Raw genomic sequence first — 20596 nt, forward strand, 5'->3', positions numbered from 1 at the left:
GCACGGGGTGTCGGACGCCCGGCGGGTGTCCGACACCCCGTGCCGTGCCGGCGATGTCCCGGTCAGACGGCCGGTTCCACGATCGCGTCGATGCTCGCGGCTCCGGAGTCGGGAACCCGCGGCTGGCGCCAGGCCTCCACCGGGAAGGCGACGGTCACCAGCGAGCAGAACAGCCACAGCAGACGCTTGTCCGGCTCGGAGATGTCCTCCATGGAGGTGCTCTCCAGCCTGGCCCGGCCGTCCTTCAGCAGCGGGAAGGCCACGTCGTAGAACGCGTCCAGCTCGTCCATCGTGCTGGCGATCCGTTTGGCGTAGCGGGCCTTCTCCGTGGCGATCGCCCAGCCGGCGAACGGTTCCAGGGCTTCGAAGCCCTGGGGAAAGACACTGGCCATGACGGCGTCTCCTTCGAGGTCAAGACGGTGCCGGGGCGTGGCGCCGGTACGCGTCGACGTGCTCCTGGGCGGTGCGGTGCAGGTGGCGCAGCAGTATTTCCTGGTCGTTGAGGGGGAAGCCGTCGACCGTGCCCGATTCGAGCATGGTCTGGGTGGCCTCCAGGGTGTTGCCGTCCTGGAGGCCGTACTCCTTGAAGGAGACGGCCGCGAGTTCCTGCTGGAGCCGCTCGAAGGCGTTCTTCGGCGGGACGAAGTAACAGGTGCCCTCGAAGATGTGGGTGTTGTACGAGGTCGGCCAGTAGTGGTAGGTGAGGACCCAGTTCGGCCGCCAGATGAGCAGCATGAAGTTGGGGAAGAAGACGAAGGAGTCCATGCCCCAGCGCGCGTCCCGGGTCGGGTTGACGGCCGGCGGCAGCTGCTCGGTGCTCATGCCGATGTCGGGCGCGTCCCACGGGCCGAACAGGCCGCTGCGCAGGGCCGCCTCGATGGGCTTGACCATCTCGCGGTCGTGCGGCGGGGCGATGCCGCCCCAGGACGACACCATGCTGTGCGGGCCGTCGATGTCGTAGTGCAGGGCCTCGTAGCCGTACTTCTGTATCCGGCGGGCCTGCTCGGGCATGTACTGGCCGGAGTGCAGGATCGGCGCGTGGTAGAACTCGGCGAACGCGTCGATGAAGAGCTTCCAGTTGCTGCCGATCTCGGCCCGGTACTTGTGGACCTGGGTCAGCTTGTGGAACGGGTAGCCCTCGATGCCCCGGCCCAGCTCGCCCAGGTACTCCCGCAACGGGACGACTCCGTCGCTGTCGTCGAGGTTGACGAAGACGAACCCTTCCCACACGTCGGCCCGCACCTGCTTGAGCCCGTACTGCGACTTGTCCAGGTCGAAGAACTCGCCCTCCTGCTGGACGAAGGCGAGAGCGCCGTCCAGGTTGTAGCGCCAGGCGTGGTACTTGCAGGTGAACTGGCGGCAGACACCGCTGGTCTCGTCACGCGGGAAGTCGTTCCACACGAGCTTGTTGCCCCGGTGCCGGCACACGTTGTGGAAGGCGCGCACTTCGCCGTCGGTGCCCCGCACGACGATCACGGAGGTCCGGGCCGCGTCGAGTTCCTTGGTGAAGTAACTGCCCTTGCGCGGCAGCTGCTCGACCCGTCCCACGTTGAGCCAGGTGCGCTTGAAGATCGCCTCTCGCTCCAGCTCGTAGTGCTCGGGCGAGGTCGAGTCCGCGTAGGAGACCGGTTCCGTGTCCACTTTGAGGTGTTCGGTCCAGCTTCCCTCTTTGGGTTTTGCGAAGTGAGCCATGAGGTCGGGCCCTCCGGTCGACTGCACCACTCGGCATGAAACATGCGTCTCTGTTGGAGAGAACGGTATTCTCATTTTTGCACAACGGTCAAGGACGGATGTGGAAGAGTGTCGACAATGCCCGGGGGCCCGCACCGCGCGGTGGTGACGGTGACGGGCTGCGAGAGGGCCGGACAGATGCGCGACGGCCACGAGATGTGTGACCGAGGCGCACCGCGACGCGCCGCCGGGAGGATCGGCCGCCCACCCGCGAACCGCCGCCGCACACCGTCCGTCGGGGCCTGTCGATGAGCTCGACCGCACCCGAGGGCGCGCGGCCGGTCGCCGCGCGGCTCCTCGGTGTACGTGGTGAACCGGCGGTGCCGGGCCGCTTCGCGGCCTCGCCCTCCCGGCCGCCCCGACGGCTCGGCTCCCGAGCCGCCGGCGTGGCGGGGGTCGCCGCCCGGCTGTCCGCGCCCCGGCTGTCGCGGCACCCGCGGAGTCCCGTCGAGGGTGGCCTCCGGCTGACGCGGGCCGCCGGCGCGGCGGGCGGCGCGGGTCTGCCCGCCGGCACCACGGTGACGCCGGTCGACGGCGCCGCACACCGGATCACCGACCCCGCGGACTCCGACGCCAGGCGGGCCCGCACCCGGCGGTACAGCACCCTCGGCCGAGGGACGAACAACCGCCCCGGCCCGGCGCCCGTAGGCCCGGGCAGGGGCAGGGGCGGTCACCGAGTGCCTGCCGGGCCGCAGGCCCGCCGTCACGGCCGCCCCCGGGCCGACGGCCACACCCGGTACGAGGCGGCCTCCCGCCGGCGGGGTGACGTGCCGACCGTCAGTCCACGACGACGGCCCGGGGCCTGAGCGCCTCGTCCACGGCCTCCTCGCGCCAGCGCCGCAGCAGGTCGTGGAAGGCGACCGCGCCGTGCGGGTAGGCGATCGGGCCGTTGGGCCGGCCGCGGCCTTCGCCGTTGTAGTAGCCGGGGGTGCACTCGGCGTGGAACCAGGCGTGGTCCGGGGCGCCCTTCGCGCAGACGGCGAGCCAGGCCTCCTCGGCCTCGCGCGACGGCTCCACGATCGCCGCCCGGTCCTCGGCGGCGGCGATCAGCGCGGCGGCGTGCACGGCGTGCTCGTCCAGGACGTGGGTGAAGTTGACGCTGCTGGCGCTCTGCGTGCCACCGAGCTGGATCAGGTTGGGGAAGCCGTTGCTGGTGAAGCCGTGCAGGGTGCGCGGGCCGTGGGCACGCCAGGCGTCCTGGAGGCGGATCCCGTCGCGGCCGGTGACGGGCAGCCGGCCCGAGTGGACGCCGGAGACGCCGACCGAGAAGCCGGTGGCGAAGACCAGGCAGTCCAGTTCGTACTCGGTGCCGCCGACGACGACGCCACGCTCGGTCATCCGCTCGACACCGTGGGTGTCGGCGGTGTCGACGAGGGTGACGTTGTCCCGGTTGAACGCCTGGAGGTACAGGTCGGAGAAGGCCGGGCGCTTGCAGGCGTAGCGGTACCAGGGCTTGAGCTTCTCCGCCGTCTCGGCGTCGGTCACCACCTCCTCGACGCGGGCCCGTATCTCCTCCATCTTGACGGCGTCCGCGATCTCGTACGCCGCCTCGAAGGCGGCCCGGTCGCCCTCGCGGCGGAAGCTCGGCAGGAGCTTCTCCAGGAGCCCTGCCGAGGCCGTCCACCGGTCGGCGACGAGGTCCTCCTCGACCGCTTCCCCGGTGGTGATCCGCAGGAAGTTCTCCCGGCGCTTGCTCGCCCAGCCGTCGCGGTCGGCGCCGACGTCGACGGCGGTGGTGCGGCGGTTGGCGCGGACGTCGACGCTGGACGGGGTGCGCTGGAAGACGTACAGGTGCCCGGCGTCCTCGGCGAGTTTGGGGACGACCTGGATGCCGGTGGCGCCGGTGCCGACCACGCCGACCCGCTTGTCCGCGAGGCCGGTCAGGCCGCCGTCCGGGGTGCCGCCGGTGTAGCCGTAGTCCCAGCGCGAGGTGTGGAAGGTGTGGCCCCGGTAGGTCTCGATGCCGGGGATGCCGGGCAGCTTCAGCTCGGAGAGGGTGCCGGTGGCCGTCACGACGTACCGGGCCCGGAACTTGTCGCCCCGGTCGGTCGCGACGATCCAGGTCTCGTCCGTCTCGTCCCAGGTCAAGGAAGTGACCGAGGTGGAGAACAGGGCGTCCGCGTAGAGATCGAACTTCTCGGCGATCCGTACCGCGTGGCGGCGGATCTCCTCACCGGGGGCGTACTTCCACTCCGGTACGTAACCGGTCTCGTCGAGCAGCGGCAGGTACACGTGCGACTCGATGTCGCAGTGGATGCCGGGGTAGCGGTTCCAGTACCAGGTGCCGCCGAAGTCACCGCCCGTCTCGACGACCCGGACCCGCTGCACCCCCCGCTGCCGCAGCCGCGCCCCGGCCAGGATGCCGCCGAAGCCGCCGCCGACGACCAGGACGTCCACCCGGTCGCGCACCGGCTCGCGCTCGGCCGGCTCACCCGCGTAGGGGTCCTCGGCGTAGTAGCCGAAGCGGGCGTCGGGGGACAGGTACTGCCGGGTGCCGTCGGGGCGCACGCGGCGCTCCCGCTCGGTCCGGTAGCGCTCCCTGAGATCGGCCAGGGCCTCGGGGGTCAACGTCAGGGAATGCGTCATGTGGGGGCCTCGTTCCTTCCGCTTCACTGCCGTGGGGCCACGCCGCCGGCGAATTGGGTGATCTTCCACCGGACTTGAGCAGCCATGCACTACCGTAACAAGCACCGGACACCCATGTCCGGATGGTGTCACATTGCTTTCGCATACTTTCGGACAGGAGAAGTGATCCACTTGCGACGACTCCCGAGCCGGGTTGTCACCGGCTTCCTGGCGCTCGGCCTGCTGCCCCTCACCGGGTGCGGTACGGAGGTCGTCGGCGCCACGGCCGCGACCGGCGGGGCGGACAAGACAATTCACGCCACGAAGCTCATGCGGCTGACCGAGGCGCACGAGGAGACCGGGATGACCCTGCTGGAAGGCCCGGTCTTCGACGCGGAGGGCCGGCTGTTCGTCGTCGACGTCACCGCACCCGCCGGGGAGTCCAAGGTCTGGCGCGTCGATGTCCGGAAGAAGAAGGCCGAGCGGTTCCACACCGACGACCGGGGCACGTACACCTCCGCCCAGTTCAGCCCGTACGACGGCCGGCTCTACCTGACCGACTTCGCGCACGGCGAGATCGTCAGCCTCGCGGCGGACGGTACGGACCGGCGCACCTTCTTCTCCGGCGAGGTCGACGGCGCGCAGATGAACCCCGACGACCTCGCCTTCGACCAGGAGGGCAACCTGTACGTCAGCGACTCACGGGGCATGTCCGAGGGGCAGGCGAACGGCAGGGTGGTGCGGATCGGCCGGGACGGGAAGGACGCCACCGTGCTGGCGGACGGGCTGTCCGCGCCCAACGGCGTCTCCTTCGACGCCGACTACCGCGGCCTGTGGTTCAGCGAGCTGACCGAGAACCGCGTCTCCTACCTGCTCCTGGACGCCGACGGCGGCGCGGCCTCGCGGCACACCGCCATCCGCGTCGACGGCGGCCTCGCGCAGACCGACTCCATCGCCGTGGACGCCGACGGCAACCTGTACCAGGCCCTGCACGGCCGGCCCGCGATGGCCGTGTACAGCAAGTACGGCGACCGGCTGGCGACCGTGGAGGTGCCCGCCCGCGCCGCCGAGGGGCTGGAGTCGGCGACCAACGTGGCGATCACGCCCGGCGGGACCCGGGCGTACATGACCGTCAGCGGACCTGACGGCGGCTACCTGTACTCCTTCGACGCCCTGGCCGAGGGCATCCGCCAGTCCAACGGCGGGTGACTCTCACTCCTGGTAGGGCCGCACCGGTCCCACCTCGACACCGAGCAGCCGCCACGCCGCCAGCGCCCGGCGCTCGCGCTGCTCGCGGGTGGGACCGGTGACCGCGCCGGAGACCATGGCGACGGCGAGCATCAGGTCCTCCGGCCGGGCGGCGAGCGCGTGGTCCGGCGGCAGGTGGCCGCGCAGCGCGGCCTCGACCCGGCGGGAGAGCGTCCGGGCGAACCGGCCGGCGCCGGGGTGGGCGCCCTCCCCGTCCTCGTGCAGCACCCCGACGAAGGCCGCCGACTCGGTCTGGTGCCAGGTGAGGACGCCGAGGACCTCCGGCAGGCGCGCGTCGGTGCGGGCCGCCGCCTGCTCGATCTGCCCGACGTTCTCCTCCAGTACGGCGACCGCCAACGCGGCCCGGTCCGGGAAGTGCCGGTACAGCACGCCTTGCCCGACCCCGGCCCGGCGCGCGATCGCGGACAGCGGCGCGTCGAGACCGGACTGCGCGTAGATCTCCCGTGCGGCGGCGATCAGGGCGGCCCGGTTGCGGGCGGCGGCTCTGGGACCGTCGTTCGCGGGCCGCCGGTCCTCGGGGCGTGAACGCTGCGTCATGTCGTGAGGTTAGCGGTCCGCGCGGGCGTGTTCCGACCCTGCCCGCACAGCCTGCCGGCGCTGCCGGCGGCGGCGATCAGGGCAGGGCCGGCCGGCCCGGTCACCGCCGGTGCCGCGGCAAGTCCCGGAGCCGAGAAGGAAAGCCGCCCTGGCGGCGGTGCCGACGCGGTGGACGCGGTCGCGGGCAGGTACCGGAACCGGCGGATGCCCACGCCGACGCATGCCCACGGAGCGGACGCGGACGCGGACAGGTACCGGAACCGGCGGATGCCCACGCCGACGCATGCCCACGCGGCGGACGCGGACGCGGACAAGTACCGGAACCGGCGGATGCCCACGCCGACGCATGCCCACGCGGCGGACGCGGACGCGGACAGGTACCGGAACCGGCGGATGCCCACGCCGACGCGTGCCCACGCGGCGGACGCGGACGCGGACAGGTACCGGAACCGGCGGATGCCCACGCGGCGGACGCGGGGCCGTCCAGCAGGTGCCGGGACAGGGTGTGGTGCGGTCGTGCACCCGCTGGACGGGTCGCGCACGGGCGTCCGGAGTCAGTCCCTGGCCGCCGCGAGGGCGGCCGCCGCCTTCTTGCGGTAGTTGGCCAGTTTCTCCGCCGGTGCCACCGCCGCCTGCTTGCTGCGCGGTTTCACCGAGACGTCATGGCCCTCGGCGGCCTCGCGCAGGGCTCCCACCGTCGCCCGCTCGCGCGGGAGGTGCGCGAACGGGTCGAAGGAGTACCAGCGCATCGCGTTCTCATGGGTCATCTTGTTGATCTCGGCGTCCGGCACGCCGTTGGCGGTGAGCACCGAGTGCAGTTCCTCCGGCGCGTCGGGCCACATCGAGTCGCTGTGCGGGTAGTCCGCCTCCCAGCAGATGTTGTCGATGCCGATGTCGTGCCGGAGCTTCACCCCGACGGGGTCGGAGATGAAGCAGGTCAGGAAGTGCTCGCGGAAGACCTCGGAGGGCAGCTTCCCGCCGAAGTCCTGGAGGGTCCAGGTGGCGTGCATCTCGAAGGTGCGGTCGATGCGGTCCAGGAAGTACGGGATCCAGCCGGTGCCGCCCTCGGACAGCGCGATCTTGACGGTGGGGTACTCCTTGAGCACCCGGGACCAGATCAGGTCGGCGGCGGCCTGGACGAGGTTGATGGGCTGAAGGGTGATCATGACGTCCGGCGGGGCGTCGGGAGCGGTGATGGCCAGGCGGCCGGAGGAGCCGATGTGCAGGTTCATCACGGTGCCGCAGTCGGTCAGCGCCCGCCATACCGGGTCCCAGTACTCGGTGTGGAAGCTGGGGTAGCCGAGCGGCACCGGGTTCTCGGGGAAGGTCAGCGAGTGGCAGCCCTTCTCGGCGACCCGGCGGATCTCCTGGGCGCACAGCTCGGCGTCCCAGATCGCCGGGAGCGCCATCGGGATGAACCGGCCGGGGTGGGCGCCGCACCACTCGTCGATGTGCCAGTCGTTGTAGGCGCGCACCAGGGCCAGGGAGAAGTCGGAGTCCTCGGTGGCGAACATCCGGGCGGAGAAACCGGGGAAGGAGGGGAAGTTCATCTGGGCGAGGACACCGCCGGCGTTCATGTCGGCGACCCGCTCGTCGACGTCGTAGCAGCCGGGCCGGATCTCGTCCAGGCCCTGCGGCTCCATGCCGTACTCCTCCTTGGGCCGCCCGGCGACCGCGTTGAGCGCGACGTTGCCCACCGTGTTGTCCCGGAACTGCCAGACGTCGGTGCCGTCGTCGCGGTGCACCAGGCGCGGCGCGTCCTTGTGGTACCGGGCGGGCAGGTGGTTGGCGAACAGGTCGGGCGGTTCGACGATGTGGTCGTCGACGCTGATCAGGATCATGTCGTCGCGGTCCATGGGATCTCTCCTCGGAGCTGGGGCGTGGCGGTTCAGTCGGAGGCGGGCAGCGCCTTGGGCGCCTTGACGGTCAGGGGTGTGCCGCCGTAGGTGAGGGGGCCGGTCCCGGACGCGGTGCACAGCAGTTCGAGGGTGTCGTCGCCGTCCACGTAGCGCTTGCCGATGAGGGTGCCCGGTGACGCGTCGGCCGGGGCGGGCGCCGGGGCGGTGGCCGCGGGCACCATCGGGGCGCCCGCGCACTCGATCGGGCCGGTCGCGGCCTGCGGGGCCCGGATGACGATCACCCGGGTGGTGCCGGTGGCGGACGCCAGCTGATCACCGGGGCGCGGGGTCGGAGCGGGGGACGCCATTGCGCGGATCTCCTTCCGTCGGAGGGTGGGCCGTCGGTGCTGCGGTGAGCCGCTCGCCCAGCAGTTCCAGGTCGTAGGCGCGCCGGGCGAGCCAGAAACGCAGGAAGCCGGTGAGCGAGTAGCGCAGGAAGAGCGCCGCGCCGACCACGGCGGCGGTGATTCCGCCGAGGCCGAGCGCGAGGGCGTCTCCCTGGGCGAGGGAGTTGCCGGTGCCGTGGGCGAGCGGGAAGGAGAGCGCGCCCAGGACCAGCCCCACGGCCATCAGCACCGCGCCGAGGCGGAGCCACAGGGCGGCGCGGGCGGCGGCGGGGTCAGGGATCTTCAGCTCGTCGAGTTCCCGCAGGAACCGTTCGGCGCGTGGCTCGGGGGCGGGACTGGAGGTCATGAGGCGCTCCCCAGGTAGTGGGCGGACAGTTCGGCGCGCAGAGAGCCGTCCGGGCGCCCCTGCCAGGGGACGCGGCCACGGGCGAGGACGGCGGCGTGGTCGGCGATCTTCAGGACGGCGGTGGCGAACTGCTCCACGACCAGGACGGCGACGCCCTCGCGGGCGATGTCCGCGACCCGCTCGTAGAGGTCCGCGACAACCAGCGGCGCCAGGCCCATGGAGAGTTCGTCCAGGAGCAGCACGGCGGGGTCGGTGCCGAGGCCGCGGGCGAGGGCGAGCATCTGCTGCTCACCGCCGGAGAGGGTGCCGGCCAGCTGGGTGCGCCGGCCGGCCAGCACGGGGAAGCGGGAGTAGGCGGCGTCCTCGACCTGGTCCCGGGTGCGGCCGGTGAAGGTCATCATCCACAGGTTGTCCCGCACCGACAGGTTGGGGAAGACGCCGCGTCCCTCGGGAATCAGGCAGACGCCCGCGCGGGCCAGGTCGCCGGGCAGCACGCCGGTGACGTCACGGCCGCCGAGCCGCAGCCGGCCGCCGCTGGGCGGGTGGAGGCCGGCCGCGACCTTGAGCACCGTGGTCTTGCCCGCGCCGTTGGGCCCGAGCAGGGCCACGATCCGGCCGGCGCCGACCGTGAGGTCCACGCCGTGCAGGACGGTGATCCCGTCGTACGCGGCGCGTACGGCGCTCAGTTCGAGGAGGGTACGTGCGGGGGCGTTCACGGTCATGCTTCCCCCAGGTAGGCGGCGAGGACGGTGGCGTCCTGCCGGATCGTCTCCGGCGGGCCGCCCGCGACGATCCGGCCGAGGTCGAGGACGTGCACCTCGTCGCAGACGGTCATCACCAGGCTCATGTCGTGTTCGACCAGCAGCACGGCGGTGCCCTCGGCGGCGAGGGCGCGCAGCAGGTCGGCGAAGCGGTCGGTCTCCTCGGCGTCCTGGCCGGCGGCCGGCTCGTCGAGGAGCAGCACCTTGGGCGCCAGGACAAGGCTGCGGGCGACCTCCACCAGGCGGGCGGCTCCGGTGGGCAGGGTGCCGGCGGGCGCGTCGGCGAGGTGGGTGAGGTCCAGGCGGGCGAGTACCCGGTCCGCGGTGGCCGCGGCGTGCCGCCGTCCGGGGCCGAACTCGGCGGCGACCCGCAGGTTGTCGCGCACGGTGAGCCGGCCGAAGGGTTCCAGGTGCTGGAAGGTGCGGGACAGGCCGCGCCGGGCGCGCCGGGCGGGTCCTTCGCGGGTGACGTCGTGGCCGTCGAGCAGCACCCGGCCGGTGCGCGGCCGGCGCAGTCCGCCGATGACGTCGAACAGCGTGCTCTTGCCCGCGCCGTTGGGGCCGATCAGTCCGGTGACGCGGCCTGCCTCGGCGGTCAGGGACACCGCGTCCAGCGCGCGCCGTCCGCCGAAGGAGACGCTCACCTCCTCAACACGCAGCAGTGGCACGATCGAGCACCTCCCCGTCCTCGGGCCGCCAGGGGCGGCGCACACCCCACCACTCCACGGGCACGTCCGGCTCCGGCAGCCGGCGGGTGGCGGCGCGGGCGTTGAGCAGCAGGGCGACCGCGACGACCGCGACCAGCGCCGGGCCCGCCTCGGCGACGTCCAGCGCGGCGAGCGCCCAGCCCGCGGCGAGCACCGCCACCAGGACGGGCAGCAGCGTCCGGTCGCGGGCCAGCCGCGCCCACGCCTCGTGCAGGCGCGGCACCACACCGGCGGGGCTGCCGGCCAGCCCCATGCCGGCCAGGGCGATGAGCATCGCGGACAGGTCGTGGGCCCAGGGGCCCAGTTCGGCGAAGAGCTGGGCGGGGACGACCAGGGCGATGCCCGCGAACAGACCGGTGCCGACGGCGCCCAGCCCTCCGATGACCGCGATGAGGAAGACCGGCAGCCCGGCCACCAGGTTGAACTGTTCGGCGGTGACGGTCTGAAGTTGCATGCCGTACAGGACGCCGCCGAGTCCCGCGACGGCGGCCGACAGGGCGAAGACGGTGACCTTGGCGCCGAGCAGCCGCCCGCCGAGGGTGGCGTAGGCGGCCTCGCTGTCGCGCAGCGCGATCAGCCGGCGGCCCAGCCGCCCCCGGCGCAGGGCCGCCACGGCGAGCGAGGCGAGGGCGAGGAACAGCGCGGACAGCAGCAGCAGTTCGGTGGGTGAGGTGAGGTGCGCGCCGAACAGGTCGGGGCCGGTGACGGCGACGGAGCCCTGGTCGAAGAGGGCGATGCGCACGCCGAGTACCTCGAACGCGGGCAGGGTGAAGATCCACCGGTCGAGGACGACGGCGAACGCGGCGGTGCCGAGCGCGAGGTAGACGCCGGACAGGCGCAGCGCCGGCACGGCGACGACCGCCCCCACCGCCGCGGCGACCACGACGGCGACGGGCAGCGCCCACAGTTCGCCGTGGGCGCCGAGGTGTCCCCAGACCACCGCCGCGATGCCCGCGATGGACAGCTGGCACAGGGAGATCTGCCCGGCGAACCCGGCCAGTGGCACGAAGGACAGGGCGATGATGCCGAGGGGGAAGATCGTGCCGTAGGTGACGAGCGACTCCTCGCTCACCACCGTGACCAGCACCAGGGCCAGCACCAGGACGCTCGCCGCGAAGACCAGGCTGCCGCGGACCGTGGGCAGCGGGACGCGGACCAGGCGGCGGTCGCGGCCGCGCAGCCGGCGGTGCGGGAAGGCGAGCAGGGCGAGCAGCAGGAGCAGGGCGGGGGCGGCCAGGCGCAGACCGGGCAGGTAGTCGCTCTGCGGCAGGTAGCCGGCGAGGTACGCCTCCAGCAGGCCGACGACGACGGCGCCGAGGAAGGTGAGCGGCAGGTTGCGCAGCCGGCCGAAGACGGCGGCGGTGTAGGCGCTCACGATGAGCAGGGAGAGCTGCTGGGCGTCGAGGGCGACGGCGGGGGCGATCAGGATGCCGCCCACGGCCGCGAGCTGGATGCCCAGTACCCAGGCCAGGCGGCCGGCCCGCAGTGGGTCGGCGCCGGTGAGTCCGGCCAGGGCCCGGTCGTCCACCGAGGCCCGCATCTCCGTGCCCGCGCGGGTGCGGTGCAGCAGGCACCACAGGGCGGCGGCGACGGCCACCGCGACGGCCATGGTGACGGCCTGGTGCCAGGTGAGGGCGGCCGGGCCGAGGCGGAACGCGGCACGGTCGGCGAAGAACGGTGACAGGGGGCGGGCGGTGTCGGGGTCCCAGACCCAGCGGGCCAGGGCGATGCACCCGGTCAGCAGGGCCACGGTCATGACCAGGCGTTCCGCCTCGCCCAGGGCCCGGACCGGGCGCATCAGCACCCGCTCCACGAAGAGGCCGAAGGCGGGGGCGAGAACGAGCAGCACGGTGGCCAGGGCGAGCGGTACGGGCCACGACCAGCCGACGGCCAGCTGCCAGTAGGAGAAGGCCGCGAGCATGCCGGCCGCTCCGTGGGCGAAGTTGAAGACGCCCGCAGTGGTGTGGGTGAGTACCAGGCCGCTGCCGATCACGGCGTAGATCGCGGCGGTGCTCAGGCCCACCACCGTGAAGGCCAGGAACTGATCCATGCCTTGGAAACTAGCTTCTCCCTATTGGAGAATCAACCATTCGTACACGATACTCATCGACGAGAATCCCGTTCTCACTTGAGAACGCCGCAGGAGCACGTGCAGGCGCACATGACGAGAGAGGCGGTCCGTTGAGCCCTACCGACGACCTGGTGGAGATCGAGCAGCTCCTCGCCCGCTACGCGGTCGCCATGACCCGCGGTGACATCGACCGGGTGCTCGGCGTGTTCACGCCGGACGGCAGCTACAGCGCGTTCGGGGACAGCTATCCGCTCGACGAGTTCCCCGCGCTGATCGCCGCCGCGCCCAAGGGCCTGTTCCTGGTGGGCACGCCGGTGATCGAACTGGCCGGCGACACCGCCACCGGCACGCAGCCGCTGTGCTTCGTGGAGCACAGCGAACACGCCCAGCGCATCGGCTACTACAACGACACCTACGTGCGGACGGACCAGGGATGGCGGCTGCGCACCCGCGCCATGACCTTCATCCGGCGCAGCGGCGACCACGACTCCGGCCGCCCGCACGCCTTCGAGCGCTCCCGCTCATGAACGTCACCGACTTCCGCCGGCGGCTGCGGGACTGGCTCGACACCCACGACCTCTCCCCCGCCGCCGACCACTCCCTCGACGCCCAGGTGGCGCAGCTCGCCCGGGTGCGCCGGGCACTGTGGGAGGCGGACTGGATGCGCTACGGCTGGCCGGCCGAGGTCGGCGGGCTGGGCGGCGGCGCGGTGCTGCGGGCGGTGCTCGGCGAGGAGGTCGCCCGGCGCGGCCTGGCCGAGCCGGGCATCTGGTCGCTGGTCGAGGTGCTGGTGCCCACCCTGATCGACTACGCGCCGCCCGCGCTCGCCGCCGACCTGGTGCCCCGGCTGCTGGGCGGCGAGGAGCAGTGGTGCCAGGGTTTCTCGGAGCCGGGTTCCGGGAGCGATCTGGCCTCGCTGTCCACCCGCGCGGTGCGTGACGGGGAGCACTGGGTGGTGTCCGGCCAGAAGGTGTGGACGAGCCTGGCGCAGTACGCGGCCCGCTGCGTCCTGCTGGCCCGCACGGGCGGCCCCGGCCACGCCGGCCTCAGCGCCTTCCTGCTGGACATGGACACCCCCGGCATCACCGTCCGGCCGCTGCGCACCCTGCACGGCGTCGACGAGTTCGCCGAGGTGTTCCTCGACGGCGTCCGGGTGCCCGGCGACCGCCTGCTGGGCGCACCGGGCGACGGCTGGCGACTGGCGATGGACCTGCTGCCGCACGAGCGGTCCACCTGCTTCTGGCACCGCATCGCCCATCTGCACAACCGCCTGGACCGGCTGCTGGCCGACGGCTGCGAACCGGACGCCGACGCGCTGGGCACCGTCTGGCTCGACCTGCACACCGCGCGCTGCCGTTCCGCCCGCACCCAGCGGTCCCTGGCCGCCGACGGCCGGCTGGGACCCGAGACGTCCGTGGACAAGATCCTGCTCGCCACCGCCGAACAGCGGCTCTACGACACCGCACGCGATCTGCTGCCCGGCACGGTGGAGCTGTCGGACACGGGTGCCTGGCGCACCGAGTACCTGTATTCGCGGGCGGCGACCGTCTACGGCGGCACCGCGGAGATCCAGCGCAACATCGTCGCCCGCCGTCTGCTGGACCTCGGGAAGGAGTGAGGCGCGCGTGCACGCCGAAGAACGCGGCCTGCTGGAGCAGGCCCTGCGCAAGACGATGACGGGCGCCTCGGGTCCCGCCCTGGACGCGGCCCTCGACGGCCTGGGCTGGCCGCAGATGCTGGCCGAGGAGCCCGGCACGGCGATCGAGCTGGTGTTCCGGCTGCTCGGCGAGACGGGGGCGCACGCCTCGGTGCTCAACGACGTGGTGGTGCGGGAGGCGGGCACCGCGCCGGGCTGGACGCTCCCCCTGCCGTACACGGGCAGGGCGTGGGTGCAGTGGGCTCGGCAGGGCGGCCCGGACGGCCACGCGGTGGATCCGGAACTGCCGCTGCGCCGGGTGGCCCCGGGCGGGCCCGTCCCGCTGTCCGAAGGGCGCCGGGCGCTGGGTTGGTGGCTGCTCGGCACCGGGCGGGCGATGCTGGCGCTGGCCCGCCGGCATGTGCTGGACCGGCACCAGTTCGGCCGTCCGCTCGCCTCCTTCCAGGCGCTGCGCCACCGCCTGGCCGAGACCCATGTCGCGCTGGAGGGCGCCGAGGCGGTGCTGACCGCTCCCGTCCGGGACGACACCTCGGCCCTGCTGGCCAAGGCCGCCGCCGGCCGCGCCGCCCTCACCGCCGCCCGCCACTGCCAGCAGGCCCTCGGCGGCATCGGCTTCACCGCCGAGCACGACATGCACCGGCACCTCAAGCGCGCCCTGGTCCTCGACGGTCTGCTCGGCTCCGCCCGGGAGCTGACGCGCGAGGCGGGCACGCTGCTGCTGCGCGAGGGCCGCGCGCCCCGCCTCGTCGACCTGTGAGGAGTCCGCAGTGACCACCGACCTCTGGCCCGACCTGCTCGCCTGCCTCGATCTGACACCGGTGGACGCGCACACCGTCGAGGGCCGCTCGCAGCGGCTGGCGTACCGCCGGCTGTTCGGCGGCCAGCTGCTTGCCCAGTTCGCCCGCGCGGCGGCCGGGGCCGCGCCCGGCAAGGAACTGAAGTCCCTGCACACCCAGTTCCTGCGGGAGGGCCGCACCGGTGAGCCGGTGCGCTACGAGACCCAGGTGCCGCGGCAGGGCCGCACCTTCGCCGCCGTCCGGCTCACCGCCCGGCAGCAGCACGGGGTGATCGCCGTGGCCGACGCGAGCCTGCACGGGTGGGAGGAGGGACCCGAGCGGCAGAGCACCGAACCGCCCGCCGCGCCGCCCGGCCCGGAGCGCCGGGTGGAGCTCGGTCTGCTGCCGTGGGAGTCGCGGGCGGCGGCCGACCTGGACACCGAGAAGGCCGAGGCACCCGCCCACGAGCTGTGGACCCGTATCCCGCAGGCACCCCCGGCCCTGGCGCCCGCCCTGCTGGCCTACGCCACCGACCTCACCCTGATCGGCACCGCGCTGCGGCCGGTGCCCTCGGTGACCCAGGCGGACTCCGGGACGGCGTTCGTCTCGGCGGTCACCACCCACACCCTCTGGTTCCACCGGCCCTTCGACACCGGACAGTGGCTGCTGCTGCGCCAGCACAGTCCGCTGGCCGCGCACGGCCGGTGCTTCGGCCGCGGCGACGTGCTCACCGAAGAGGGCCTCCTGCTCGCCTCCTACGCGCAGGAGGCCCTGCTGCGGTTCACCTGATGGGGGCGCTCAGGGCGCCGGTACCTCCAGTACCAGCGCCGAGCCCATCCCGCCGCCCGCGCACATCGCGGCCACGCCCACTCCGCCGCCCCGGCGGCGCAGTTCGTGGACGAGGGTGACGACCATGCGGGTGCCGGTGGCCGCGACCGGGTGGCCCAGCGAGCAGCCGCTGCCGTTGACGTTGACGGTGTCCGGGTCCAGGCCGAGCCGGTGCACGGCGGCGACGGGCACCACCGCGAAGGCCTCGTTGATCTCGAAGAGGTCGACGTCCGTGAGGGCGAGGCCGGCCCGGTCCAGTGCCTTGGGGATGGCCAGGACCGGCGTCAGGCCGGTCTCGGCGGGATCGGTGGCGACCGTCGCCCAGGCGCGGACGGTCGCCAGTTCCGGCAGTCCGAGGCGGGAGTCGGCGACGGCCACGGCGGCGGCCGCGTCGTTGGCGCCGCAGGCGTTGCCCGCGGTGATGGAGAAGCCCTCGATCTCCGGGTGCAGCGGCTTGAGGGCGGCGAGGCGTTCGGCGCTGGTGTCGCGGCGCGGGTGCTCGTCGGCGTCGAAGGTGCCGTGCGGGGTGTCGACGGGCACGGTCTCGTCCTTGAACCGTCCCTCGTCCAGGGCGCGGACGGCATTGCGGTGCGAGCGCAGCGCCCAGGCGTCCATCTCCGCCCGGCCGATCCCGGCGCGCACGGCGGTGTTCCAGCCCACGGTGATGGACATGTCCAGGTTGGGGGCGTCGGGCCGGTCGGGGTGGGAGGGCGGCACCCAGGGTCCCTCGGCGCCCCAGAAGGACAGCTTGGGCGCGGTGGAGGCGGAGTTGACGCCGCCGGCGAGCACCAGCCGGTCCATGCCGGCCCGCACGGAGGCGGCGGCGCTCTGCACGGCGGCCAGGCCGGCCGCGCAGTGCCGGTTCAGGGCGAGGCCGGGCACGTGCGGCAGTCCGGCGGTCAGCGCGGCGTGCCGGGCGACGACCCCGCCGCCGTAGTGGGACTCGGCGAGCACCACGTCGTCCACCAGGCCCGGGTCGAGTCCCTCGGCGACCGCCGCAACGACGCGGTCGGCCAGTTCGTGGGCGGTGGTCTCGCGCAGGCTCCCCTTGAAGGCGGTGCCGATGGGGGTGCGCAGGGCGGCGACGAGTACGGCTTCAGACATCGGCGGTGTTCTCCTCCGGGTGGGCGGCGAGCTCGGCCACGAGGGTGCGGCGCAGCAGCTTGCCGGTGGGGGTGCGGGGCAGGTCGGGGCGGAAGACGACGGTGTCCGGGGTCTTGGCGGAGCGCAGGTGCCGCTTGGCGAAGGCCCGGATCTCCTCGGGATCGCCGGCGCCCACGACCACGGCGACCAGCCGCTGCCCCCACTCCGGGTCGGGCAGCCCGAGGACGGCGGCCTCCCGCACCCCCGGGTACCGCAGCAGCACGTCCTCGATCTCGGCGGGCGCGATGTTCTCGCCGCCCCGGATGATGGTGTCGTCCGCGCGGCCTTCGAGGAAGAGGTAGCCCTCCTCGTCCAGGCGTCCGCGGTCCCGGGTGGCGAACCAGCCGTCGGCGCCCGAGCCGGCGACGCCCTCGTACTCGCCCGAGATCTGCGCGCCGCGCACGAAGACCAGACCGGTGCGTGCGGCCCCCAGGACGGTGCCGTCCTCGGCGCGGATCTCGACCTCGATGCCCGGCAGCGGGCGGCCGACCGAGCCCAGCCGGGCGCGGATCCGCGAATCCGTGGACGCGGCGGCGCTCCGGTGGTCCTCGGGGCCGAGCACGCAGATCGAGGAGGCGGTCTCGGTCAGCCCGTAGGCGTTGACGAAGCCGGTGCCGGGGAACTGGCGCAGGGCCCGCTCCACCACGGGCAGCGGGCAGCGCGCCCCGCCGTAGGCGAGGTTGCGCAGGGTGGGCACGTCGGCCTCGGCGTCCGCCAATTCCGCGGTGAGGCGGGCCAGCATGGTCGGGACGACCATGGCGTGGGTGACGCCCTCGCGGCGTACCGTGGCCAGCCAGTCGGCCGGGGAGAAGGCGCTCTGGTAGACGACGCGGCGCCCGGCGTACAGATTGGTGAGCAGGTTCATCAGCCCGGCGACGTGGTACGGCGGCAGCGCCACCAGGCTGGCCTCGTCCGGTCCGGCCGACCCGAAGTCCTGCGTGTTGAAGACGTAGGCGAGCAGGTGTCGGTGGCGCAGCAGGGCCGCCTTGGGGGCGGCGGTGGTGCCGCTGGTGTAGAGGACGACCGCGACGGCGTCCGGATCCTGTGGCGCGGCCCGCCACGTGGGCTCGCCGGCCGCGGTGAGCAGGGCGTCCAGCTCGGCCGGACGCAGCACCTCGGCACCCGGGTGGCGGTCGAGCAGGGTACTGAGCTGCTGCTCGCCCAGCCGGTAGTTGACCGGCACGAAGGGAATGCCCGCCAGGGCCGCGCCGAACAGGGCGACCGGGTAGGCGATGTGATTCGGCCCCAGGTAGACGACGGCGGAGCGGCCGCGGAAGCGGTCGGCCGCATGACAGGCGAGGCGCTGGAGTTCAGCGGCGGGCAGCGTCCGGCCGCCTTCGGTGACGGCCGGACGGTTGTCCACCGAAGCGGCCATTTCCAGGATCACGGCTATATTCATGAGAATGGCATTCTCCTACACTTAGAGTACTGCTTACAAGAGAGGGGAACTCCATGCGCATCGATGGTTGCGCGGCCCTGGTGGTGGGCGGCGCCGGCGGGCTCGGCGAAGCCACCGTCCGGCGGCTGTCCGCGGCGGGGGCCCGGGTCGTGGTCGCCGACCTGGCCGACGACCGGGGCAAGGCGCTGGAATCCGAGCTGGGGGTGCGCTACGTCCGGACCGACGCCACCGACGAGGACTCGGTACGGGCCGCGGTCGACGAGGCCGAGCGGGCGGGGACCTTGCGGATCGCGGTCGACTGCCACGGCGGCCCCGCGAGCGGCGGACGGCTGGTCGGCAAGGATGGCTCCCCGCTCGGCCTGGCGGGTTTCCGGACCACGGTGGACGTCTATCTGACGGGTGTCTTCAACGTGCTGCGGCTGGCCGCGGCGGCGATCGGCCGTACCGAGCCGGTCGACGGCGACGGCGGACGGGGCGTCGTCGTCACCACCTCGTCCATCGCCGCCTCGGAGGGGCAGATCGGACAGCTGCCGTACGCGGCGGCCAAGGGCGGCGTGTCCGCGATGACCCTGGTCGCCGCCCGGGACCTGTCCCCGCTCGGCATCCGCGTGGTCTGCGTCGCCCCCGGCACCGTCCTGACCCCGGCGTACGGAAAGGCCGGTGACCAGTTGGAGGCGTACTGGGGTCCGCAGGTGCCGCACCCCCGGCGGATGGGGCGGCCCCAGGAGTACGCGGCGCTGGTGCAGCACCTGTGCGAGAACGACTACCTGAACGGTTCGGTCGTCCGGCTGGACGGGGCCCTGCGATTCCCGCCGAAGTAGGCCACCGCATCGGTCCGGAGTGGCTCGCTCCCCCCTGTCGCCCGGTCGTCACCGCGCCGACCATGGTCACATGTCCCATTACTCCAGGAAAAATTCAGATGTGAGCGACAAGGCTTCGGCATCGTCGGCCGCCTTGTTCTCCATGTCCTCCGACGACCTGCCGCAAGCGGACCGCTTCGACTGGTACACCCGGCTCAGCCGTCAGGAGATCGCCCACCTGACCCTGACCAGCGCGCACGCCCGCGACTTCCGGGCCCGGGCTTCGGTCGCCGACCTCGGAGGCACGCAGATAGGCCGGTTCTCCTTCTCCCCGTTGCGTGCCCTGCGGTCACCGGCGCACATCCGGCATCACGACCCGGAGACCTACTTCCTCGGACTGATCCAGGGCAGCACACTCCAGTTGAGCCACTGCCGCAACGAAACCGGCCTCAGCACCGGCGAGATGGTCCTCTTCGACTCCTGCCACCCCTTCGACGCCGGCGCCCCGGAGCACGGAGATCCCGTCCAGGTGATCATGATGAGACTTCCGAAGAGGGCACTGCCGCTGCCGGAGGCGAAGGCGGACCGACTCCTGGGCCACCGGCTGTCCGCCCGGACGGGCAGCGCCGCACTCCTGGCGAGTTACCTCACCGGCCTCGAGGTCCGGGCCGCCGAGTGTGCCCCGGCGGAGCTGGCGCGCTTGGGCTCGGTCATGGTCGACCTGGCCGCGGCGCACCTGGCCCATCTGCTCGACGCCCAGCACCTGCTGACCGTTGAGACACGCCAGCGGGCGCTGCTCGAACGCGTCAAGCGCTTCATCGACCTCAACCTCGCCGACCCCGACCTGGAACCGAGGTCCATCGCGGCGCACCACCACGTCTCCGTCCGTACTCTGCACGCGCTCTTCCGCGATCAGCAGCACACCGTGGCGGCGACCATTCGAAGACGCCGCCTGGAGCGGTGCCGGGCCGATCTGCTCGACGCGCGGCTGCGTCGCGTGCCGATCGGTGCCATCGCGGCCCGCTGGGGCTTTCTGCGGCCGGCGGACTTCAGCAGGGCCTTTCGCGCCGCCTACGGCATCACACCTCGGGATGCCCGGGGTGCGCCGGAACGCTGACTGCGCGCAGGCACAAGCAACGGTGCACGCGGTGCGAGAAGCCCGGCCCCCGGGCGGGCCACGATGGGCGAGTACCGCACCGGGGCGCCGCGCCCCTCACCGACCATCGCCGCTCGAAGGGGAACACCATGCGTTTGCGCCACATCGTCCCGGCCCTCGCCATGACCGGGGTGGCCGCCCTCTCCTCACTGGCCCTGAACCCGGCCGCCGCGGCGGCCACCGCGGACACGGACAGCACACGGCCCAGAGCCCAGGTCGTCGATTCCACCCTGGGCACGAACGGGGCCGCGGCCTCGTACCAGCTCCGCAACGCCAACACCGGCCGCTGCATCGACGACAGCTTCGCCTACGGGCTGCGCGCCTACCCGTGCAACGGACTCGACTTCCAGAAGTGGAACCTCAACGGCGGGCTGGAGTGGCGCAACGTCAACACCGGACGGTGCATCGACGACAGCATCGCCTACGGACTGCGCGCCGTCCCGTGCAACGGGCTGAACTTCCAGCAGTGGTGGTACGACAACGGAGCCCAGCGCAATGTGAACACCGGACGGTGCATCGACGACAGCGCCGCGTACGGACTGCGCGCCTACTCCTGCAATGGGCTGAACTACCAGCAGTGGAGCAGGACCGCCTGACGGGCCGGG

The 20596-nt window shown here is 72.9% G+C and carries 20 protein-coding genes; 8 read left to right on the forward strand and 12 right to left on the reverse strand.

Annotated elements, in window-relative coordinates:
* Positions 1-62: 62 nt before the first annotated feature.
* The 3 genes from ACTT8P_RS28445 to ACTT8P_RS28455 form a co-directional block, all read right to left on the reverse strand.
* Positions 63-392: a hypothetical protein gene (locus ACTT8P_RS28445; RefSeq protein WP_442834623.1), complete on the reverse strand. Its 330-nt coding sequence runs from the start codon at positions 390-392 to the stop codon at positions 63-65.
* Between the two features lie 19 nt (positions 393-411).
* On the reverse strand, positions 412-1692 hold the full coding sequence (locus tag ACTT8P_RS28450) for an aromatic ring-hydroxylating oxygenase subunit alpha (protein WP_442834624.1): 1281 nt from the start codon (positions 1690-1692) through the stop codon (positions 412-414).
* Between the two features lie 816 nt (positions 1693-2508).
* A complete protein-coding gene (locus tag ACTT8P_RS28455) occupies positions 2509-4317 on the reverse strand; it encodes a flavin-containing monooxygenase (RefSeq protein WP_442834625.1) in 1809 nt (602 codons plus the stop codon).
* 171 nt (positions 4318-4488) lie between these two features.
* Here ACTT8P_RS28455 and ACTT8P_RS28460 point away from each other — a divergent pair, with 171 nt between their 5' ends.
* Positions 4489-5505 (forward strand): SMP-30/gluconolactonase/LRE family protein, encoded by a 1017-nt coding sequence (locus ACTT8P_RS28460; protein ID WP_442834626.1) that lies wholly within the window; start codon positions 4489-4491, stop codon positions 5503-5505.
* A gap of 3 nt (positions 5506-5508) precedes the next feature.
* Here ACTT8P_RS28460 and ACTT8P_RS28465 read toward each other — a convergent pair whose 3' ends face one another.
* From ACTT8P_RS28465 to ACTT8P_RS28495, 7 genes are all read right to left on the reverse strand, one after another.
* Entirely contained in the window at positions 5509-6102 is a 594-nt protein-coding gene (locus ACTT8P_RS28465; RefSeq protein ID WP_442834627.1) for a TetR/AcrR family transcriptional regulator, read from the reverse strand.
* Positions 6103-6656: 554 nt separating this feature from the next.
* Complete coding sequence (locus tag ACTT8P_RS28470; RefSeq protein WP_442834628.1) at positions 6657-7958, reverse strand: amidohydrolase family protein; 1302 nt, start codon at positions 7956-7958, stop codon at positions 6657-6659.
* 32 nt (positions 7959-7990) lie between these two features.
* Positions 7991-8308 (reverse strand): hypothetical protein, encoded by a 318-nt coding sequence (locus ACTT8P_RS28475; RefSeq protein WP_442834629.1) that lies wholly within the window; start codon positions 8306-8308, stop codon positions 7991-7993.
* On the reverse strand, positions 8274-8693 hold the full coding sequence (locus ACTT8P_RS28480) for a hypothetical protein (protein WP_442834630.1): 420 nt from the start codon (positions 8691-8693) through the stop codon (positions 8274-8276). The genes ACTT8P_RS28475 and ACTT8P_RS28480 overlap by 35 nt, the downstream gene beginning before the upstream one ends.
* Positions 8690-9415 (reverse strand): ABC transporter ATP-binding protein, encoded by a 726-nt coding sequence (locus ACTT8P_RS28485; RefSeq protein WP_442834631.1) that lies wholly within the window; start codon positions 9413-9415, stop codon positions 8690-8692. The genes ACTT8P_RS28480 and ACTT8P_RS28485 overlap by 4 nt, the downstream gene beginning before the upstream one ends.
* On the reverse strand, positions 9412-10122 hold the full coding sequence (locus ACTT8P_RS28490) for an ABC transporter ATP-binding protein (RefSeq protein WP_442834632.1): 711 nt from the start codon (positions 10120-10122) through the stop codon (positions 9412-9414). The genes ACTT8P_RS28485 and ACTT8P_RS28490 overlap by 4 nt, the downstream gene beginning before the upstream one ends.
* Positions 10103-12211 (reverse strand): branched-chain amino acid ABC transporter permease, encoded by a 2109-nt coding sequence (locus tag ACTT8P_RS28495; protein ID WP_442834633.1) that lies wholly within the window; start codon positions 12209-12211, stop codon positions 10103-10105. The genes ACTT8P_RS28490 and ACTT8P_RS28495 overlap by 20 nt, the downstream gene beginning before the upstream one ends.
* 131 nt (positions 12212-12342) lie before the next feature.
* On the opposite strand from ACTT8P_RS28495, the gene ACTT8P_RS28500 reads away from it, so the two are divergent.
* From ACTT8P_RS28500 to ACTT8P_RS28515, 4 genes are read left to right on the forward strand one after another with little or no spacing between them, the layout of a single operon-like run.
* Positions 12343-12759 (forward strand): nuclear transport factor 2 family protein, encoded by a 417-nt coding sequence (locus ACTT8P_RS28500; RefSeq protein ID WP_442834634.1) that lies wholly within the window; start codon positions 12343-12345, stop codon positions 12757-12759.
* Complete coding sequence (locus ACTT8P_RS28505) at positions 12756-13850, forward strand: acyl-CoA dehydrogenase family protein (protein ID WP_442834635.1); 1095 nt, start codon at positions 12756-12758, stop codon at positions 13848-13850. Before ACTT8P_RS28500 ends, ACTT8P_RS28505 begins: the two co-directional genes overlap by 4 nt.
* Before the next feature lie 7 nt (positions 13851-13857).
* Positions 13858-14646 carry an acyl-CoA dehydrogenase family protein gene (locus tag ACTT8P_RS28510; RefSeq protein ID WP_442834636.1) on the forward strand — a complete coding sequence of 263 codons (789 nt, stop codon included), beginning with the start codon at positions 13858-13860 and terminating at the stop codon, positions 14644-14646.
* A gap of 10 nt (positions 14647-14656) precedes the next feature.
* On the forward strand, positions 14657-15454 hold the full coding sequence (locus tag ACTT8P_RS28515) for an acyl-CoA thioesterase (protein WP_442834637.1): 798 nt from the start codon (positions 14657-14659) through the stop codon (positions 15452-15454).
* Positions 15455-15463: 9 nt separating this feature from the next.
* Here the strand turns inward: ACTT8P_RS28515 and ACTT8P_RS28520 are convergent, their stop codons facing one another.
* Together ACTT8P_RS28520 and ACTT8P_RS28525 are read right to left on the reverse strand one after the other, a co-directional pair.
* A complete protein-coding gene (locus ACTT8P_RS28520; protein WP_442834638.1) occupies positions 15464-16597 on the reverse strand; it encodes a thiolase family protein in 1134 nt (377 codons plus the stop codon).
* Positions 16590-18035, reverse strand: a complete 1446-nt coding sequence (locus ACTT8P_RS28525; protein ID WP_442834639.1) for a class I adenylate-forming enzyme family protein — start codon at positions 18033-18035, stop codon at positions 16590-16592. Before ACTT8P_RS28525 ends, ACTT8P_RS28520 begins: the two co-directional genes overlap by 8 nt.
* Positions 18036-18088: 53 nt before the next feature.
* On the opposite strand from ACTT8P_RS28525, the gene ACTT8P_RS28530 reads away from it, so the two are divergent.
* From ACTT8P_RS28530 to ACTT8P_RS28540, 3 genes are all read left to right on the forward strand, one after another.
* Complete coding sequence (locus ACTT8P_RS28530) at positions 18089-18856, forward strand: SDR family oxidoreductase (RefSeq protein ID WP_442834640.1); 768 nt, start codon at positions 18089-18091, stop codon at positions 18854-18856.
* A 100-nt stretch (positions 18857-18956) separates the two neighbouring features.
* Positions 18957-19952 carry a helix-turn-helix domain-containing protein gene (locus ACTT8P_RS28535; RefSeq protein WP_442834641.1) on the forward strand — a complete coding sequence of 332 codons (996 nt, stop codon included), beginning with the start codon at positions 18957-18959 and terminating at the stop codon, positions 19950-19952.
* A gap of 128 nt (positions 19953-20080) precedes the next feature.
* Complete coding sequence (locus tag ACTT8P_RS28540) at positions 20081-20587, forward strand: RICIN domain-containing protein (protein ID WP_442834642.1); 507 nt, start codon at positions 20081-20083, stop codon at positions 20585-20587.
* Positions 20588-20596: the final 9 nt, after the last annotated feature.

This window comes from Streptomyces sp. JW3, assembly GCF_052216785.1.
Lineage (GTDB): Bacteria > Actinomycetota > Actinomycetes > Streptomycetales > Streptomycetaceae > Streptomyces.

Coding starts and splice junctions, on each gene's coding strand:
- ACTT8P_RS28445 (WP_442834623.1), bottom strand. CDS start 392: ATGGCCAGTGTCTTTCCCCAGGGCTTCGAAGCCCTGGAACCGTTCGCC.
- ACTT8P_RS28450 (WP_442834624.1), bottom strand. CDS start 1,692: ATGGCTCACTTCGCAAAACCCAAAGAGGGAAGCTGGACCGAACACCTC.
- ACTT8P_RS28455 (WP_442834625.1), bottom strand. CDS start 4,317: ATGACGCATTCCCTGACGTTGACCCCCGAGGCCCTGGCCGATCTCAGG.
- ACTT8P_RS28465 (WP_442834627.1), bottom strand. CDS start 6,102: ATGACGCAGCGTTCACGCCCCGAGGACCGGCGGCCCGCGAACGACGGT.
- ACTT8P_RS28470 (WP_442834628.1), bottom strand. CDS start 7,958: ATGGACCGCGACGACATGATCCTGATCAGCGTCGACGACCACATCGTC.
- ACTT8P_RS28475 (WP_442834629.1), bottom strand. CDS start 8,308: ATGGCGTCCCCCGCTCCGACCCCGCGCCCCGGTGATCAGCTGGCGTCC.
- ACTT8P_RS28480 (WP_442834630.1), bottom strand. CDS start 8,693: ATGACCTCCAGTCCCGCCCCCGAGCCACGCGCCGAACGGTTCCTGCGG.
- ACTT8P_RS28485 (WP_442834631.1), bottom strand. CDS start 9,415: ATGACCGTGAACGCCCCCGCACGTACCCTCCTCGAACTGAGCGCCGTA.
- ACTT8P_RS28495 (WP_442834633.1), bottom strand. CDS start 12,211: ATGGATCAGTTCCTGGCCTTCACGGTGGTGGGCCTGAGCACCGCCGCG.
- ACTT8P_RS28505 (WP_442834635.1), top strand. CDS start 12,756: ATGAACGTCACCGACTTCCGCCGGCGGCTGCGGGACTGGCTCGACACC.
- ACTT8P_RS28520 (WP_442834638.1), bottom strand. CDS start 16,597: ATGTCTGAAGCCGTACTCGTCGCCGCCCTGCGCACCCCCATCGGCACC.
- ACTT8P_RS28525 (WP_442834639.1), bottom strand. CDS start 18,035: ATGAATATAGCCGTGATCCTGGAAATGGCCGCTTCGGTGGACAACCGT.
- ACTT8P_RS28530 (WP_442834640.1), top strand. CDS start 18,089: ATGCGCATCGATGGTTGCGCGGCCCTGGTGGTGGGCGGCGCCGGCGGG.
- ACTT8P_RS28540 (WP_442834642.1), top strand. CDS start 20,081: ATGCGTTTGCGCCACATCGTCCCGGCCCTCGCCATGACCGGGGTGGCC.